The organism is Mycobacterium adipatum (assembly GCF_001644575.1).
In the GTDB taxonomy this organism is placed as follows: domain Bacteria; phylum Actinomycetota; class Actinomycetes; order Mycobacteriales; family Mycobacteriaceae; genus Mycobacterium; species Mycobacterium adipatum.
The window spans coordinates 1026689-1043560 of the sequence record NZ_CP015596.1 but is presented as its reverse complement, the minus strand read 5'-3'; the positions used below and the strand labels follow the sequence as shown (position 1 = coordinate 1043560).

Here is a 16872-nt window from a genome sequence, read left to right as displayed (position 1 = left end):
CCGAGCTTCCGCTACAGCGGGGTCAGGCCGTGCTTGCGCAGCACCTTGTTGACGGGCTGCTTGTCCCGCAGCAGCCGCAACGACCGACGGATCAGCAGCCGGGTCTGGTGCGGTTCGATGACCCCGTCGATATAGCCACGTTCGGCGGCGATCCACGGGGTGGCCAGGTTGGCGTTGTAGCCCTCGATGAAATCGGCCCGGATCTTCTGCACCTCGGGTGCGGTGGGATCGGGGAACCGCTTCACCAGTAGCTGGGCGGCGCCCTCGGCGCCGATCACCGCGATACGCGCCGTCGGCCAGGCGTAGTTCAGGTCCGCGGAGAGCTGCTTGGAACCCATCACCGCGTACCCGCCGCCGTAGGCCTTGCGCACCACGATGGTCACCTTGGGCACATCCGCCTCGACGATGGCGTTGAAGAACCGTCCGCCGCGCTTGATGATGCCGCCCCGCTCCTCCTCGAGGCCCGGCATCGCCCCGGGGGTATCGACGACGAAAACCAGTGGCAGATTGAACGAGTCACAGAACCGGATGAACCCGGCCGCCTTGTCCGACGCCTCGTTGCCGACCGCGCCCGACATGTGCATCGGCTGGTTGGCGACCACTCCGACGGGCCGGCCGTCCACGCGCGCGAACGCGGTGATCATCGACGGGCTGCGCTGATCGGCGATCTCGAATACATCGCCGTCATCGAAGATCCGGAGCAGGATCTCATGCATGTCGTAGGCCTGGTTGTCCGAATCCGGCACGATCGTGTCGAGCTCCAGATCGGACGCGGTGATCTCCGGCTCCAAGCCCGGGTTGACGATCGGCACATCGTCGAAGTGGTTGGACGGCAGGAAGCTCAGGTAGTCCCGGACGTACTGATAGGCGGCCGCCTCGGACTCCACCACCTTGTGGATGTTGCCGCGCTGTGCCTGCACATCGGCGCCACCGAGCTCGTCGAAGGTGACGTCCTCGCCGGTGACATCCTTGATGACATCCGGGCCGGTGATGAACATGTAGCCCTGATCGCGCACCGCGACAACCAGATCCGTCTGGATCGGCGAATATACGGCGCCACCGGCACACTTGCCGAAGATGAGCGAGATCTCCGGGACCAGGCCGCGCAACATCTCGTGGCGGCGGCCGAGTTCGGCGTACCAGGCCAGTGAGGTGGCGGTGTCCTGGATGCGGGCGCCCGCCGAGTCGTTGATGCCGATGATCGGGCAGCCGACCATGGCCACCCACTCCATCAGCTTGGCCACCTTGCGGCCGAACATCTCGCCGACCGAACCCTGGAAAACCGTCTGGTCGTGGCTGAACACGCCGACGGGCCGGCCGTCGATGGTGCCGTGACCGGTCACCACACCATCGCCGAAGAAGGCGTTCGGGTCGCCCGGGGTCTTGGCCAGCGCACCGATCTCCAGGAAGCTGCCCGGGTCCAGCAGCGCATGGATCCGGGCGCGCGCGCTCGGGATGCCCTTCTTGTCCCGCCGGGCCTTCGCCTTCTCATCGCCGGGATCCTTTGCCAGCTCCAACTTTTCGCGGAGCTCGGCCAGCTTCTCGGCGGTGGTGTGCGAGGTGGGCTGCACGGGGGTTTCCGTCACTTGGAGTCCTTCTCAGCTTCGATGCGGTTGATGGCCTCGCTCATGTGAGCGCCGACCTTCGCGATATAGGGCTCGTCGATGGCCTGGATATGCTCACCGCCGATCGGCACCACTTCCAGGTCGGCGACATAGTCACCCCAGCCGCCGTCGGGCTTGCGGGTGGCGTACGCCGGCTCGAAGACGATGGCGTCATCGTGGTACCGGTCGGCCAGATAGAGCGCGACGTGTCCGTCGTAGGGCCGGATCTCGATGGTGTCCAGCGCCCGATTGTCCAGGTACGAGGTGCGCTGGTGCTCGATGATCCCGCCGGGGATCTGCACACCGCTCTGCGACACCAGATCCAGCACGTACTTGACCTGACCCTCGTCGTCGAGCTTCTCCAGTTCCTCGTAAGGAATCTCGGGAATCTCGACGTTGAAGGTGCGCTGGGCGAACAGCGCGTAGCGGTCCCAGCGGGCCCGCATCCCGGCCTGCGACTTGTCGATCGGCTCGCCGGGCAGGGCAAGATCGATCAGTCCGACGAACCGCACATCGGCACCGGCCTGCTTGAGCCCGATGGCGCAGGCGTAGGCCAGCGCACCACCGAGAGACCAGCCGGCCAGCACGAACGGACCGCTGTGCAGTTCCAGCAGTTTGGGCACGTACTCGGCGGCGCGTTCCTCGATGGAACCCTCCACCCGCTCGATTCCGTACACCGGCGTATCGGCGGGCAGCCGCTTGATCAGTGGCTCGTAGACCACGGTGGACCCGCCGGCCGGGTGGAAGACGAACAGCGGGACCGCATTCGAGCCTTCGGGCGCGGCGCGCAGGGTGCGCACGAAGCCGTCCACCACGCCGTCTTCGAGCTGGTTGCGGACGTGGGTGGCCAGTTCCTCGATGGTCCTGGCCGATGTCACGTTCTCGACGGTGATGATGCCCTCGGCACGCTCGGACAGTCGGCCGGCCATCTTCTCGGCGGCGGCGGCGTCCAGCGCAGGCAACTCGTTGAAGATGCCGCCCGGCGACTTGCCGGTCACGATCGCCCAGGTGGCGAAGGTGACCCGCTCGGCCGCATCACGCGGCGGGATATCGGCCCCGAGCGCCTCGGTGACGGCCTCCTGGGTGAGCACCTTGGCTGCCGCCGCGGCCGCGGTGCCGCTCGGCTTCGCGGGATCGGCCTGAGCCGGTCCGCTCGGATCCGTTGGCGGCGGCGGGATCTCGATACCCGCCTCGGCCAATGCATCGGCGGCGGTCCCGTCGGTGTTCTCGGCCGCGATCGGATGCCCCGCCTCGGCCAGCTTGGCCTCCAGCTCGGCGACCGTGGTCGCGCCACCCATCAGCTCGGCCTGGGCCGCGGCGATCTCCTCGGCCGTCTGCCCCTTCTGTGCCTCGGCCAGTTCCCCGACCTCGTCACGGTGCTCGATGGCGTACTGGATCAGCTTCTCCACCGCGTACAGGTTCGCATCACGCACGGCGGTCAGCTGGATCGGCGGCAGGTCGAAGTCGTACTCGACGCGGTTCTTGATGCGCACGGCCATCAGGGAATCCAGGCCGAGTTCGATCAGCGGCACCTCCCAGGGCAGATCCTCGGGTTCGTAGCCCATGGCACTGCCGACGATGGTGCCCAGCCGGTCGGCCACCGTCTCACCGGTGTCCGGGGACCACTTGGCGAAGTTCGCCCCGATATTCGCTCCGGCGGTGAGGTTATCGGCCTCGAACGCCGGCGTCGCCGGCTCCTCCTCCACCACTGACGGGGCGGCGGCAATCTCGGCGACCGCGCCGGCGCCGACCGCCGTCGGCAGCACGGCCGGCTGCCCGCCGCGGGTGACGATGGCGTCGTAGACCAGGGTGAAGGACTCGTCGATCCGCGCATGCACCTGCACCGTGGCACCGCCGGGATGCCGGGTCAGCGTGGTGACCAGGCGGGCCTTGTCGGCCGGGACCGCGCGCTGCTCGAACGCCGTCAGCTGGGCATCGGGAAGGACTTGTGCGGCTGCGGCTTTCACCAGTGCGGACAGGTCCGCGGCACCGTCGGGTGCGTACTCCCAGACGTGCCGGCCGTCCGGGGTGGCCACATGGGTGCCCGGCATGAGCACCGAGCTGTCCCCGGTGAACCGGGCGTCCAGCCAGTGCTGCTTACGCCGGAAACGGGTGCGCGGGATGTCCGCGTAGTCCAGCGCCCCGGCCAGTCCGCGAGCCCGCCGCGGGAACAGCGTGCGCGGGTCCAGATCGTGGCCGTGCACGAACAGGTTGGCCATCGCCACCGTCATCGAGTCGACCTCGTCCTGCTTGCGGGCCAGCGTCGCGATCAGCTGCGCGTCGTGCAGACCCGCCGAGGCGGTGGTCAGCCCGACCTGCATGAGTGCCACCGGGTTCGGCGCCAGCTCCAGGAAGGTGGTGTGCCCGTTGTCCACGGCGTTACGGATGCCGTGGGTGAAGTAGACGCTGTGCCGCAGCCCCTTCTTCCAGTAGTCCACATCGTGGATGGGGTCCGCACCGACGCGGATCAGCTGTCCCTCGTGCACCGTCGAGTAGTACGGGACCTGCGTCGGAAGCGCCTGGATCCCTTGAATTTCCGCGGCGAGTTCACCGAGCAGCGGATCCATCTGCTGGGTGTGGCTGGCGCCCTTGGTCTGGAACTTGCGGGCGAACTTGCCCTCGGATTCGGCCCGGGCGATGATCGCGTCGATCTGCTCGGGCGGGCCGCCGATGACGGTCTGGCTGGGGGCGGCGTAGACGCACACCTCCAGCCCCGGGTAGTCGGAGAACACGGTCTTGATCTCGTCGGCCGAGTATTCGACCAGCGCCATCAGCCGGATGTACTCACCGAACAGCATCGCCTCGCCCTCACCCATCAGGTGGGCCCGCGAGCAGATGGTGCGGGTGGCATCGGCCAGGCTCAGCCCCCCGGAGAAGTAGGCAGCCGCCGCCTCACCGAGTGACTGTCCCACCAGCGCACCGGGTTTGGCGCCGTGCGCCTTGAGCAGCTCACCGAGCGCGATCTGGATGGCGAAGATCACCGTCTGGACCACTTCGATGGGGTATTCGCAGGTCTCGTCGGTGTAGTCGATGGCGTCGTCGAGGATCAGCTCGACCACGGAGTACCCGCGCTCATCCTGCACATAGGCGTCGACCTTGTTGATCCACTCGGCGAAGATGTCGTTGCGCAGGTACAGGCTCTTGCCCATCTTGCGGTGCTGGGCACCGAAACCGGCGAGCACCCAGACCGGTCCGTTGGTGACCGGGCCGTCGGCGGCCAGCACCAGCGGGCTGGGCTTGCCGTCAGCGAGGGCGCGCAGACCCTTGACGGCCTCATCGTGGTCATGGGCCAGCACCACCGCACGCGAGCGGCCATGGTTGCGGCGCGACAGCGAGCGGCCGATCGACTCCAACGACGAGGCGCGGCCCGTTTCGCTATCGATCCAGTCCGCAAGCTCCCCGGCCGCGGTCCGCTTGCGCGAGGTCAGGAATCCCGAGACGAACAGCGGAACAACAGGTGTCGGTTGTTCCCCGGCCTCCAGCTCGGCGCGGGCCGCGTCGATCAGGCGCTTGGCTTCGTCGGTGAGCCCGGGCAGTTCGTAGCTGTCCTCGTCGTAGCTCGGGTAGCCGTCCCCGGCGTCCGAATCGACGAACTCGCCGTACTCGTCCATCCGGACCCCACCGACGGAAGTCGCTTCGGCGGCCGGCTTCTCCTCGGCGACAGGCGCTTCCGGTTCCGGTTCGACCAGGTCGGAGGCCAGCACCTCGCGCAGCACCAGGTGGGCGTTGGCGCCGCCGAAACCGAAACCGGAGACACCGGCGATGGCGCGGCCGCTGTAACGCGGCCAGTCAGCGACGGTGTCGTTGACCCGCAGGTGTTCCTTGTCGAAATCGATGTACGGGTTCGGTCCGGCGTAGTTGATCGACGGCGGCAGCTTGTCGTGCTGCAGCGAGAGCGCCATCTTCGCCAGGCTCGCCGCACCGGCCGCCGACTCGAGGTGTCCCACATTGGATTTCACCGCACCCAAGAGTGCGGGCCGGTCGGCTGCGCGACCCAGGCCGACCACCCGGCCGAGCGCGTCGGCCTCGATCGGGTCCCCCAGGATGGTGCCGGTGCCGTGCGCCTCGATGTAATCCACATCGCGGGGGTTGATGCCGGCGTCCTTGTAGGCCTTGCGCAACACCGCCGCCTGTGCCTCGGGGTTGGGCGCGAGCATGCCGTTGGAGCGCCCGTCGTGGTTGACCGCGCTGCCGGCGATGACGGCGATGATCTCGTCGCCGTCGCGCCGCGCATCGGCGACCCGCTTGAGCACCAGCATGCCGCCACCTTCGGAGCGGGCGTAGCCATTGGCATCGGAGGAGAACGACTTACACCGGCCGTCCGGGGCGAGCACCCCGCCGACCTCGTCGAAACCGATGGTGACCAGTGGCGTCACCATGGCGTTCACCCCGCCGACGATCGCCACGTCGATCTCTTTGCTGCGCAGCGCGCGGACACCCTGATGGGCAGCGACCAGCGAGCTCGAGCAGGCGGTGTCGATGGACTCGGACGGTCCGCGGAAGTCGAAGAAGTAGGAGACCCGGTTGGCGATGATGGAACTGGCCGTTCCGGTGATGGCGTAGGGGTGCGCCGTGGTGGGGTCGGCGACGGCCAGGAACATGTAGTCGTTGTTCGAACTGCCCACGTACACGCCGACATCGCCACCACGCAGGCTCGACGCCGGGATGCGGGCGTGCTCAAGGGCTTCCCAGGTGAGCTCGAGAGCCATCCGCTGCTGCGGGTCCAGGTTGTCGGCCTCCATCTTCGACAGCGCGAAGAACTCGGAGTCGAAACCCTTGATATCGGACAGGTAGCCACCGCGGGTGTGCGCCTTGGCCACCCGCTCGGCGATGCGCGGCTCGCCGAGGAACTCCGACCAGCGGCCCTCCGGCAGATCCGAGCTCCCGTCACGGCCCTCCAGCAGTGCCGCCCACATCTCGTCGGCGCTGTTCATCTCACCGGGGAACCGGGTGGCCAGCCCGACGATCGCAATATCCTCGACGTCGGCCGGGCGGGTCCAGTCCTCGTCGGCGTCGACCACCGGCTCGGGTTCGCCCTCGACGATGACGGTGGCCAGCGCCTCGATGGTCGGGTTGCGGAAGACGACGGTGGCCGTCAGGGTGACGCCGGTCAGATCCTCGATATCGCTGGCCATCGCGACCGCGTCACGCGAGGACAATCCGAGCTCCACCACCGGAGCCGACTCGTTGATGGTGTCCGGCGACTGGTTGGTGGCGTTGGCGACCCAGTTGCGCAGCCATTCCCGCATCTCGGCCACGGTCATGTCGCCACGCGCCGGCGACACCGCCTCCGATGCGGACCCGGACACGGCCGGCAGGTCGTCGGCTGCCGCGGGCTGGAGTGAATTATCTTGTGCTTCAGTCATTTCCACTGTTCACTTTCGCCGCCGTGCGGCCTTTGGTGATGCGGCCGGAAACCAGGCGGTCTCAGTCGGTCTCGTCGGGGAAGTCGTTGGCGATCTTGCCGCTGCGCAGGCTGCCGTCGAGGTAGCCCGCACGGCAGGCACGGCGGCCGATCTTTCCGCTGGAGGTACGCGGGATCGCACCGGCCGGGGTGAGCAGGACATCGCGCACGGTCACCCCGTGGCGCACGGCGATGGCGGCCCGGATGTCGTCGACGACCGGGCCCAGCTCCATCTTGTGCGAACCCGGCGCACGCTCGGCCACGATGACGAGCTGCTCGGAGGTGTCTTCGGGATCACGCTTGAGTCCGGCATGGGTGTCCTCGAACACCTCGGCGGGCAGTTGGTTGGCCGGTACCGAGAACGCCGCGACGAAACCGGTGCGCACCGCCTTGGTGGCCTCCTGCGCCGAGTACTCCAGATCCTGCGGGTAGTGGTTGCGGCCGTCGATGATGACCAGATCCTTCACCCGGCCGGTGATGTAGAGGTCACCGTCGTAGAAGGCGCCGTAGTCGCCGGTACGTACCCAGGTCGCGTCATCGGCGGCACCCTCGGCATGCGACGGCTCGGTGCGCGACTTCAGGAGGTTCTGGAACGTGGCGATCGTCTCTTCGGGCTTGTTCCAGTAGCCGGTGCCCATGTTCTGGCCGCTGATCCAGATCTCGCCGATCTGGCCGTCGGGCAGCTCGGTGGCCGACTCGGCGTCGACGATGACGGCCCACTCGGAGACGCCCACCTTGCCCGCCGACGCTTGCGCGACGGCCTTCGGGGAATCGGCGTCGACCTCGACGATGCTGTTGGAGTTCAGCGCATCGCGGTCGACGTGGATGATCTTGGGCTCTTCCGACGACGGAGTGGTCGACACGAAGAGCGTCGCCTCGGCCAGTCCGTAGGACGGCTTGATGGCCTTGGCCGGGAATCCGTAGGGGCCGAAGGCCTCGTTGAAGCGGCGCACGGTGGCCGCCGAGATCGGCTCGCTGCCGTTGAGGACCGCCTTGACATTGGACAGGTCCAGCGGCGGCTCGCCGTCCTTGGGCAGGCCACGGGCCGCGGCGTGGTCGAACGCGAAGTTCGGAGCCACCGAGATGACACCGCCGGTGTCACCGGGCTTACGGGCCATCTCCCGGATCCAGCGGCCCGGCCGGCGCACGAAGGCCGCCGGGGTCATGAACGTGAAGTTGTGCCCGATCATCGGGGACAGCAGCGCGGTGATCAGCCCCATGTCGTGGAAGAACGGCAGCCAGGACAGGCCCCGGTCGCCCTCCTCGGCCTCCAGCGCCTCGATGATCTGCACGATGTTGGTGGCCAGGTTCAGATGCGTGATCTGCACGCCGGTCGGGATGCGGGTCGACCCGGAGGTGTACTGCAGGTAGGCGACCGTCTCGATGGTCACCTCCACCGGCTCCCAGGTGGAGGCCACCTCGGCGGGCACCGCGTCCACGGCGATGACGCGCGGGCGCTGGTTGGCCGGTCGGCTGCGGAAGAACTTGCGCACGCCCTCGGCGGCAGCGGTGGTGGTCAGGATGGCCGAAGGCCGGCAGTCGTCGAGCACCGCGTGCAGCCGGCCGACGTGGCCGGGCTCGGACGGGTCGAACAGCGGCACGGCGATGCGGCCGGCGTAGATGGCGCCGTACATGGCGACCAGGTAGTCCAGGTTCTGCGGGCACAGGATGGCGACGCGGTCGCCAAGTTCGGTGACCTGTTGCAGACGGGCCGCGACGGCGCGGTTGCGGGCGCTGAACTGCGACCAGGTCAACTCGCATTCGACACCGTCGCGCTCGGTGGAGTAGTCCAGGAAACGATAGGCGAGCTTGTCGCCGCGGACCTTGGCCCACCGCTCGACGTGAGAGACGATGCTGGCGCCGTCGGGAAACTTGATCTGGCCGTTCTTGATGAACGGGTTATGAAACGGCATCAAATACTCCTGTCACAGCACAGACTCATCGCACGGTCGTCGCGAGCCCCCGGAATCGTACCGGGCGCGCGGATCTCCGCCCCTGAACAAACCACCGGCCGATACTCATCGCTCTTAGTTTTCTCTTAATGTTAAGTGTTCGATTCGCGCAGGCCAAATCTGGTTACCGGCGAGTCGCCTTGACGCGCGCCGGTCTCAGCCGTGTTTGGGATGCGGTGCGTTCTCGATGAGGTTGCGGGCCCAGTCCAGGGTCCACTGGGTGGTGGTCTTGCCGTCCATGGTCCAGAACTGTGGGGTGTTGTACAACGCGTGCACCGGACCGGCGGTGCTGCCCAGCAGCGTGTCCAGGGTGGCGGGCAGATTACCGACCGAGAACGCCGACTCGGGCGCCGCGCAGATCAGGTCACCGGCACCGCAGATCTGGTAGGTGCGGGCATCGAGCGCACCGAACCCACCGTCGCGCGGGCCGGTCATCGACAGCCCCAACGCCGACAGCATCGGCAGTTCGTGCAGGGTGATCTCGGCGCCCTGCCCCGGCGGGTTGGCGGTGAGATTCTGGCCGACGCCGTCCTGCCGGCGGCCATCGGCGATCAGCATCGCGCCGAGGACCAGGTCCTGATCCACCGGGCCACGTCCGTTGCCGATATCGCTGGCGACGTCACCGGCGATCACCGCGCCCTGCGAGAAGCCCACCAGCACATAGCTGGTCAAAGGGCACCGGTTGTTCATATCGGTCATCGCCCGCACCGTGGCGTTGAAGCCCTCGGTGCGGCTGTCGTTGTAGGACATCTGCCCGTCGGCGGAGAACGGATTGTGGAACTGCGCGGTGTAGGGAACGGTGTAGATCTCCAACCGGTCGGTGCCGAACTCGGCGCGCAGCGGATTGGTGACGTTCAGCAGCAGGGCGATCGGGAACTGTGTCGGGTTGAGCGGATCGAGTTGCGGCGAGGACTCCCAGGTGCCCGGGATCGAGACCAGCTGCACATCCGGGCAGCTCGCGTCCTGGAACTCCGGCCGCGGTTTGCCGGTTGTCGGCACCCCCGAGGGCACCTCGGTCGGGGCACCGGGCGGGGTGGCGATCGGCGGGGTGTCGGGCTGGCGCATGAACACCACCACGCCGGCGACGAGCACCGCCACCAGCACCGCGACCGCGGCGGCCGCGGCCAGGGCCAGTATGCGATGCCGTTTCCGTCTGCTGTTCTTGGTCGCCATGAGTCCTTCGTGTTCCGTCCTGTCAGCCCTGCGAGTGTGCCGTCGGGCTAGCAGAGCCGTTCGGTTGCGATGCGAATGTAGTCAGCGGTCCTCGAGTTGACCTCCCCGGCCTCCGGGGCGATCGAGGTGGCGTGCGCATCGTCGACATCGTTGCGGACCAGAGGCAACACGAAATCCCACACCGCCTGTTCGGACTGTTTGGCCGCGCGCGCCTGACAGACGTAGGCGCCGATGCTCAGCGCCATCAGTTCGTCCGAGGGCTGCACCCCGGCGTCGGCGAGTGCCTTGAGGTAGGCCTGTTGATGCGGTGTCGCCGCGAAGTGATCCTCGGGGCGTTCGCCGTCACGGATGATGCCCTGCATGCCCTGGGCGCGCGCGTCGGTGGACTGCGCTGCGGGCTGGCCGATGGTGGTCAGGGTGCTGTCACCGAGCGAACAACCACTCGTCATCATCGCGATGGAAGCCAGCAGGACCGGAGTCAGCATCGCGAATGACGTGGGAACCGCCGGCCACTTTGCCAGGGTTGCGGTCCACCGTCGGTCGTGCTGCACGATTCCACGGTACCGGCTGCCCGGCACCCGGCCCCGAAGCTGACTGTGACCGTTATCGCACCGACGCCTGGTCAGGCGATGGCCGCCACCAGGTCACCGCGCAGCGCGCCGAGCTGGGCCGACCAGCTACCCCAGTCGTGCTGGCCGCCGGTGGGGAAGTCGAAGTGCCCGTTGCGGCCGCCGATCCCCCGGTAATGCGAATAGAAGGTGCGGTTGCTGCCCTGTGCCTGCGCGCAGTCGTTGATCATGGCGACCGGATCACTGCAGGTGGTGGTCTGCGGGCTGAAGATCCACAGCCGGGTGTTGTTGTCCACCAGCAACTGCGCATGCACATCGGGGTCGTGCCACTTCCACCGGCCGAATTGCACCGGGCCCCACATGTTGTGGGTGTCGACACCGCCGAATTGCGCCATGCCGGCGGTGATCGCGCCGTTCTCGAAGGTCCGCGACGGGGTCAGGAAGCCCGACAGCGAACCCGCGTACCGGAACCGGTCGGGGTGGAAGGTGGCCAGCATCAGCGCGCCGGTGCCGCCCTGGGACGCCCCGACAACGCCGTGCCCGCCGGGGGCCAGCCCCTTGTTCGCCGCCAGCCAGTTCGGCAACTCGGTGGCCAGGAATGTCTCCCACTGCTTGCTGCCGTCCTGCTCCCAGTTCGTGTAGAGGCTCCAGGCCCCGCCGGCCGGGGCGGCCACCGAGACACCGGACCCGGCCAGGGTGTTCATCGCGTTGCCCGCGGTGACCCAGTTGCTGACGTCCGGGGCGGCGTTGAAGGCGTCGAGCAGGTAGACCGCATGCGGGCCGCCGGCCTGGAACGCGACCGGGATATCGCGGCCCATCGCCGCCGACGGGACCATCAGGTACTCCACGCCGTCGGCCTTGGCCGGGGTGTCGGCCGCGGCCGACACCGTCCACAGACCCATCGCCAGCAACACCGCGCACACCATTGCGTGCAGCCTCATGTCCCACCTCTTGTCTGGCCGAATGACCCGGCGCCGAATCCCCACCAACGGGTTGTAGTGAATCACATCACCGCGACGACACGCGCCGGAAACGACCGACGGCGGTGACCCCGAGGGGATCACCGCCGCCGGTCATCGATCGTGGGTCGGCGCTACTGCGCCGCGGCCGGCGTCGCACCCAGCACGCGCTGGATGTCCGGCTTCATGGCCTGCAACTGCGCGCCCCAGTACGGCCAGTCGTGCGTTCCACCCGACGGGAAGTTGAAGACACCGTTGGTGCCGCCCGCGGCAACGTACTCGTCCTTGAACGTCTTGTTGGTGCGCAGCGTCAAGCTCTCCAGGAACTTCGCGGGCAGGTTGTCTCCCGCCACGGTGCCGTTGACCTCGGCCGGCTTGCCATTCCCGCAGAAGAGCCAGACGCGGGTGTTGTTGGCGACGAGACGGTCCATGTTGACCATCGGGTCGTTGCGCTTCCAGGCGCTGCTCTCGTCCTCGGTCTTGCCCCACATGTCGTTGGCCTTGTAGCCGCCCGCGTCACCCATGGAGACGTTGATCAGGAACGGCCACCACCCCTCGGAGGGGTTCAGGTAGCCCGACAGCGAGGCGGCGTACTGGAACTGCGCGGGATGCCAGATGGCCAGGGTCAGCGCGGCCGATCCGGCCATCGACAGACCGACGGCGGCCGATCGGGTTCGGTCCACGCCCTTGGTCTCCAGGAATGCCGGCAGCTCCTGGGTGAGGAAGGTCTCCCACTTGTAGGTGGAGCAACCGGCCTTGCCGCAGGCGGGCTTGTACCAGTCGGAGTAGAAGCTGGACTGGCCGCCGACCGGCATGATCACCGACAGGCCCGAGCCGTCGTACCACTCGAAGGCCGCGGTGTTGATGTCCCAGCCGTTGAAGTCGTCCTGGGCGCGCAGACCGTCGAGCAGGTAGAGCCCGGGCGAGTTCTCCCCGCCGCTCTGGAACTGGACGCGGATGTCGCGGCCCATCCCGGCCGACGGGACCTCAAGGTATTCGACCGGCAGACCCGGCCGCGAGAAAGCTCCAGCTGTCGCCGAGCCGCCGACGGCGCTCACCAGACCGGGCAGCACCGCGACAGCTGCGGTCGCGACCACCACTCGGCGCGTGGCACCGCGCAACTTCGAAACGAAACTCATCCGTATGTCAATCCCATCGTTTTGCGACCACAGCCGGTCACTGTCATGTAGTCAACCACAACCCGGCACGAGTTCTCTCTGCGGCGAATCCCGTGCTAGCGATTCAGAGTGGCGATCAGATCTGGCTTCAGAGCCTGCAATTGGGCTCCCCAGTACGCCCACGAATGGTTGCCGGCGGCCGGGAAATTGAAGGTCGCATTGCGCCCGCCGGCGGAGGTGTAACGATCCTGGAACTTCTTGTTGCTGCCGATCGCCAGACCCTCCAGGCTGTCGGCATTGAACTTCTGGCCCGGATCGGCGTTCTCATCCAGCGGCGTGGAACCCCCTGGCGCACAGTAGATCCACAGCCGAGTGCCAGCTGCCACCAGCTTGCCGACCTGCTCGACCGGGTCGTTGCGCTTCCAGGCCGGATCCCACGGCGGGCCCCACATGTTGTCCACGTTGTAACCACCGGCGTCGAGCATGGCGACCCGGATGGCCTGCTTCATGAACGGTGTGGACGGGTTGAGGAAACCGGAAAGCGCTGCGGCATAGGTGAACTGCGCTGGGTGATAGGCAGCCAGAATGAGCGCCGCTCCGCCGGCCATGGACAGTCCGACCACCCCGTTGCCGGTGGGCGAGATCTGCTTGTTGGCGGCCAGCCACTGCGGTAATTCGTTGCTGAGAAACGTTTCCCACTTGTAGGTGTAGGCCTGGCTGTTGAAGGTCGACGGCGAGTACCAGTCGCTGTAGAAGCTGGACTGCCCGCCGACCGGCATGACGACCGACACGCCGGACTCGTAGAACCACTCGAAGGCCGCGGTGTTGATGTCCCAGCCGCTGTAGTCGTCCTGGGCGCGCAGGCCGTCGAGGAGATAGACGGCTTTGGGGCCTCCTGGCTGGAATTGCACCCGGATATTGCGATTCATCGCCGTGGAAAAGACGTCGAGGTACTCCACCGGCAGACCCTCACGGGAGAAGGCGGCGGCGGTGGGCGCCGGGGTCACGACGATGGTCGCCGCGGCCGCGATGGCCACCACCGCGGTCTGCAGCAGTCGCCGGGCGACCACACCAAGGGTTCTACGCATGTGTTGTCTATCCATCCATCTCATAGGCAACGCGATGTAGCGCTTTGCCACGCGGAAATCCGCGGCGGGCATCTGTGGCCACGCTTGTGTATCGCCACAACATAGCCGCGCCGTTACCGCCGCCGCAAAACCACCGTGACGTTGCTCACGGCCCGGTGGCGGGCAGCCCGGTGTATTCCGGCGTTCTGGGCGGCGGCACCGCCAAACCGCATCTGCGCAGCTCGTAGAGGGGAACCCGGTCGATCCGGTACTGACCGAAATCGAGCGCGTGCACGAAATTCGATAGGAAACGCCGGGGACCCAACGGGGCCCGAACCGCGTTCAGCTTCGCCTCGGTGTCAGGACATTTCAGGGCCGCTTCGGCCTGGATGATCCAGTCTTCGTCCAGATATGGCGGGATGAACGGCCGCTCCTTGAGGAACGGGCCCTCGGCCACCGCCCAGTCGGGGAACAGGTTCTTATCATGGCCGATACGGGCATCCTCCAAGCGCGCGGTGTGCGCCGCCAGCGGATTGGTCAACCCGATCTGGTCGATGACCCGGACATCGAGACCGACATTCATCCCGAGCATGCCCATATTGGTGAAAAACACTGTGTGCGGCCCATTTTCACCGGGGGGACGCGGCTTGTCCGGTGGTGCGGGGATGGCCGGTACGACATCCCACATGTCGTAGTTGCCCGACGGGAGCAGCAGCGCCCCGTCCGGGGTGTTGCGCAGTGCGACGAGCACGGCACGCATGCGCGGGTAGTCCAGGTAATCGGCTGCCGTCAGCGGATGCGCATGGCCCGTTGCCTGCGCGTAGAACCGCCGCTCATCGACGATGCCGGTATAGGTGACCCGGGTGGCATCGGCCCCCATGCCCGGCGAATTCGCCGCCCACAGCGACCATCCCGCCAACGAGAGCCACAGCACGCTCGTCGCGCCGGTCAGCAGATAGCCGGCGCGCCGGCTGGACGCGGCGGCGTCCGGGATCGCGATCGGCACCACCGCCACCGGTGCCAACATCAAGAACAGCGCGGTCAGCAGCACCCGGCCGTGCATGAAGTCGCCGCCCTGCCGGATCCAGTACACGGCCTGTAGTGCGCCACTGAGGACGATGAAAACCACTGCCGCGGTGGGACTCTGGAGTGCGCGGGTCCATCCGCGGGGGCGTTGCGGGGCATTCGGGCGACGGCGCGATACCGCCAGCAACACCGCCACGACGATCAGCAGCACCGCCGGTATCCACAGCAGATACGGCGCGTTGAAATTGCCGAGGTAGGTGAACCCCTGAGACCACTTGGCGCCGGAGGCGTCCTTGGCGATGGCCGTCTGGGGCACCAGCAGTCCGTAATACCCCATCCGGAAGATCTGGTAGGCCACCGGCAGCGCGCCGCCCGCGGCCACGATCAGCAGGCGTCGCCGCCAGCCCCGCTCCGCGAGCACCATCATCACCAGTGCCAGGCCACCGACGAGTGCCAGCTCGGGCCGGACCAGCACGCTCAGGCCGGCGACGAAGGCCAAGGCGGCGGTCAGGTAGCGGCCGGCCCGCCCGCGCCCGGTGCGCGGCGCCTGCGACCAGCACACCATCAGCCACCACAGCAGGCCGACATAGGCCAGCACCAGACCGTTTTCCAGTCCCGAGGAAGCGAAGTCGCGCGCCGGCGGGATGGCGATGTAGACCAGCGCGCCCGCCGGGAGCAGCAGCGCACGGCGGCCCAGCAGGCCCGGCGCATACAACCGCGCGGCACCCAGCATGACGAAGACCACCCCGGCCACGCTGAGCGCGAGCGTCAGCGCCAGCGTGACGTACTCCACCCGCAGCGGTCCGGCGAGCCAGCTCGCCGCGGTGATCAGGTAGGTCCACAGGGTGGAGGTGTTGGATTCCACCCGCTCGCCGGCGTTGAACACCGGACCGTTGCCGGCCAGCAGATTGCGCACGGTGCGCAGCACGATCAGACCGTCATCGGCCATCCACCGCCGTTGCCAGGCCCCCCAGCCGAACAACCCGGCGACCACCAGCACCGACAGCCACAGGCTGATCCGTGCCGACACCCCGTAACGGTAGGCCGGCCAGTCGCTCAGGCGCGCCGCGACCGCGGCACCCAGGCGATCAACTGAGGATTGCAGCCGCACAGACGGTTCCGATCCATGCCACCGCGAGCAGCTGCAGCACGCGGTCCCCCAACGCGATCTCCTCGGGTTCCCCGGCATGCCCGCCGTCCACGTCGACGGCGTAGCGCAGGATCGCGACGGTGAAGGGAATCATCGAGATGGCGAACCAGGAGCCCTCACTGCCGTCGCGTTCGAAGGCCCACAGTCCGTAACAGAGGACCAGGGCGGTCGCCGACAGCGTCCAGACGAACCGCAGATAGGAGCTGGTGTAGCTCTCCAGCGATTTGCGGATCTTGGCCCCGGTGCGTTCGGCGAGCTGCAACTCGGCGTAGCGCTTGCCGGCCGCCATGAACAGCGAGCCGAACGCCATGGTCAGCAGGAACCACTGCGACAGCGGCACGCCGGCGGCGACACCGCCGGCGATGGCGCGGATGAGGAAACCCGAGGACACGATGCAGATGTCGATGACCGGCTGGTGTTTCAGCCCGAAGCAGTAGGCCAGCTGGATGGCGATGTAGACACCGATCACCGCGGCCAGATTCGGTGACACCAGCCACGAGATGACCAGCGCGGCAACGCCCAACAGCACGGCCATCGCGTAGGCCAGCGACTCGGGCACCACCCCGGCCGCGATCGGGCGGAACCGCTTGGTGGGGTGCGCCCGGTCGGCCTCGACATCGCGAGCATCGTTGACCAGGTAGACCGAGGACGCCGCCAGGCTGAAGACCACGAACGCGATCAGCACCTTCACCAGGACTTCGCGGATGTCGTAGTCGTAGCGGTCGTCGCCGAGGGCGGCCACCGGCGCGGCGAAGACCAGCACGTTCTTCACCCACTGCCGCGGCCGCAGCGCCTTGACGATGCCCGACGCCAGGTTCTTCGGCGGGCCTGCGGTCGCCACGGGCTCTTC

General features: G+C 67.5%; 10 protein-coding genes. All 10 read right to left on the bottom strand.

From position 1 onward, the window contains the following. Nucleotides 1-11 precede the first annotated feature (11 nt). Nucleotides 12-1571, bottom strand: a complete 1560-nt coding sequence (locus A7U43_RS04815) for an acyl-CoA carboxylase subunit beta (RefSeq protein ID WP_197500023.1) — start codon at nucleotides 1569-1571, stop codon at nucleotides 12-14. 11 nt (nucleotides 1572-1582) lie between these two features. Beyond that, a complete protein-coding gene (pks13, locus tag A7U43_RS04810) occupies nucleotides 1583-6970 on the bottom strand; it encodes a polyketide synthase Pks13 (protein WP_067991758.1) in 5388 nt (1795 codons plus the stop codon). Between the two features lie 61 nt (nucleotides 6971-7031). Next, nucleotides 7032-8921, bottom strand: a complete 1890-nt coding sequence (gene fadD32, locus A7U43_RS04805) for a long-chain-fatty-acid--AMP ligase FadD32 (protein ID WP_067991755.1) — start codon at nucleotides 8919-8921, stop codon at nucleotides 7032-7034. A gap of 195 nt (nucleotides 8922-9116) precedes the next feature. Then, entirely contained in the window at nucleotides 9117-10133 is a 1017-nt protein-coding gene (culp6, locus tag A7U43_RS04800) for a carboxylesterase Culp6 (RefSeq protein ID WP_067991753.1), read from the bottom strand. Nucleotides 10134-10180: 47 nt separating this feature from the next. Beyond that, nucleotides 10181-10684, bottom strand: a complete 504-nt coding sequence (locus tag A7U43_RS04795; RefSeq protein WP_231963531.1) for a DUF732 domain-containing protein — start codon at nucleotides 10682-10684, stop codon at nucleotides 10181-10183. Nucleotides 10685-10755: 71 nt separating this feature from the next. Further along, on the bottom strand, nucleotides 10756-11643 hold the full coding sequence (locus A7U43_RS04790) for an esterase family protein (RefSeq protein WP_067991750.1): 888 nt from the start codon (nucleotides 11641-11643) through the stop codon (nucleotides 10756-10758). 152 nt (nucleotides 11644-11795) lie between these two features. After that, nucleotides 11796-12800 carry an esterase family protein gene (locus tag A7U43_RS04785; RefSeq protein ID WP_067991748.1) on the bottom strand — a complete coding sequence of 335 codons (1005 nt, stop codon included), beginning with the start codon at nucleotides 12798-12800 and terminating at the stop codon, nucleotides 11796-11798. 95 nt (nucleotides 12801-12895) lie between these two features. After that, nucleotides 12896-13867, bottom strand: a complete 972-nt coding sequence (locus A7U43_RS04780) for an esterase family protein (RefSeq protein WP_156525844.1) — start codon at nucleotides 13865-13867, stop codon at nucleotides 12896-12898. Nucleotides 13868-14012: 145 nt separating this feature from the next. Beyond that, nucleotides 14013-15977, bottom strand: coding sequence for a terminal beta-(1->2)-arabinofuranosyltransferase (gene aftB, locus A7U43_RS04775; RefSeq protein WP_369322356.1), 1965 nt, complete (start codon nucleotides 15975-15977; stop codon nucleotides 14013-14015). Continuing rightward, nucleotides 15961-16863 carry a decaprenyl-phosphate phosphoribosyltransferase gene (locus tag A7U43_RS04770; protein ID WP_411289624.1) on the bottom strand — a complete coding sequence of 301 codons (903 nt, stop codon included), beginning with the start codon at nucleotides 16861-16863 and terminating at the stop codon, nucleotides 15961-15963. The genes aftB and A7U43_RS04770 overlap by 17 nt, the downstream gene beginning before the upstream one ends. Nucleotides 16864-16872: the final 9 nt, after the last annotated feature.

Excerpts from the sequence above, each read along its gene's own strand:
- pks13 (WP_067991758.1), bottom strand. The coding sequence starts at position 6,970 with ATGACTGAAGCACAAGATAATTCACTCCAGCCCGCGGCAGCCGACGAC.
- fadD32 (WP_067991755.1), bottom strand. The coding sequence starts at position 8,921 with ATGCCGTTTCATAACCCGTTCATCAAGAACGGCCAGATCAAGTTTCCC.
- culp6 (WP_067991753.1), bottom strand. The coding sequence starts at position 10,133 with ATGGCGACCAAGAACAGCAGACGGAAACGGCATCGCATACTGGCCCTG.
- A7U43_RS04790 (WP_067991750.1), bottom strand. The coding sequence starts at position 11,643 with ATGAGGCTGCACGCAATGGTGTGCGCGGTGTTGCTGGCGATGGGTCTG.
- A7U43_RS04785 (WP_067991748.1), bottom strand. The coding sequence starts at position 12,800 with ATGAGTTTCGTTTCGAAGTTGCGCGGTGCCACGCGCCGAGTGGTGGTC.
- A7U43_RS04780 (WP_156525844.1), bottom strand. The coding sequence starts at position 13,867 with ATGCGTAGAACCCTTGGTGTGGTCGCCCGGCGACTGCTGCAGACCGCG.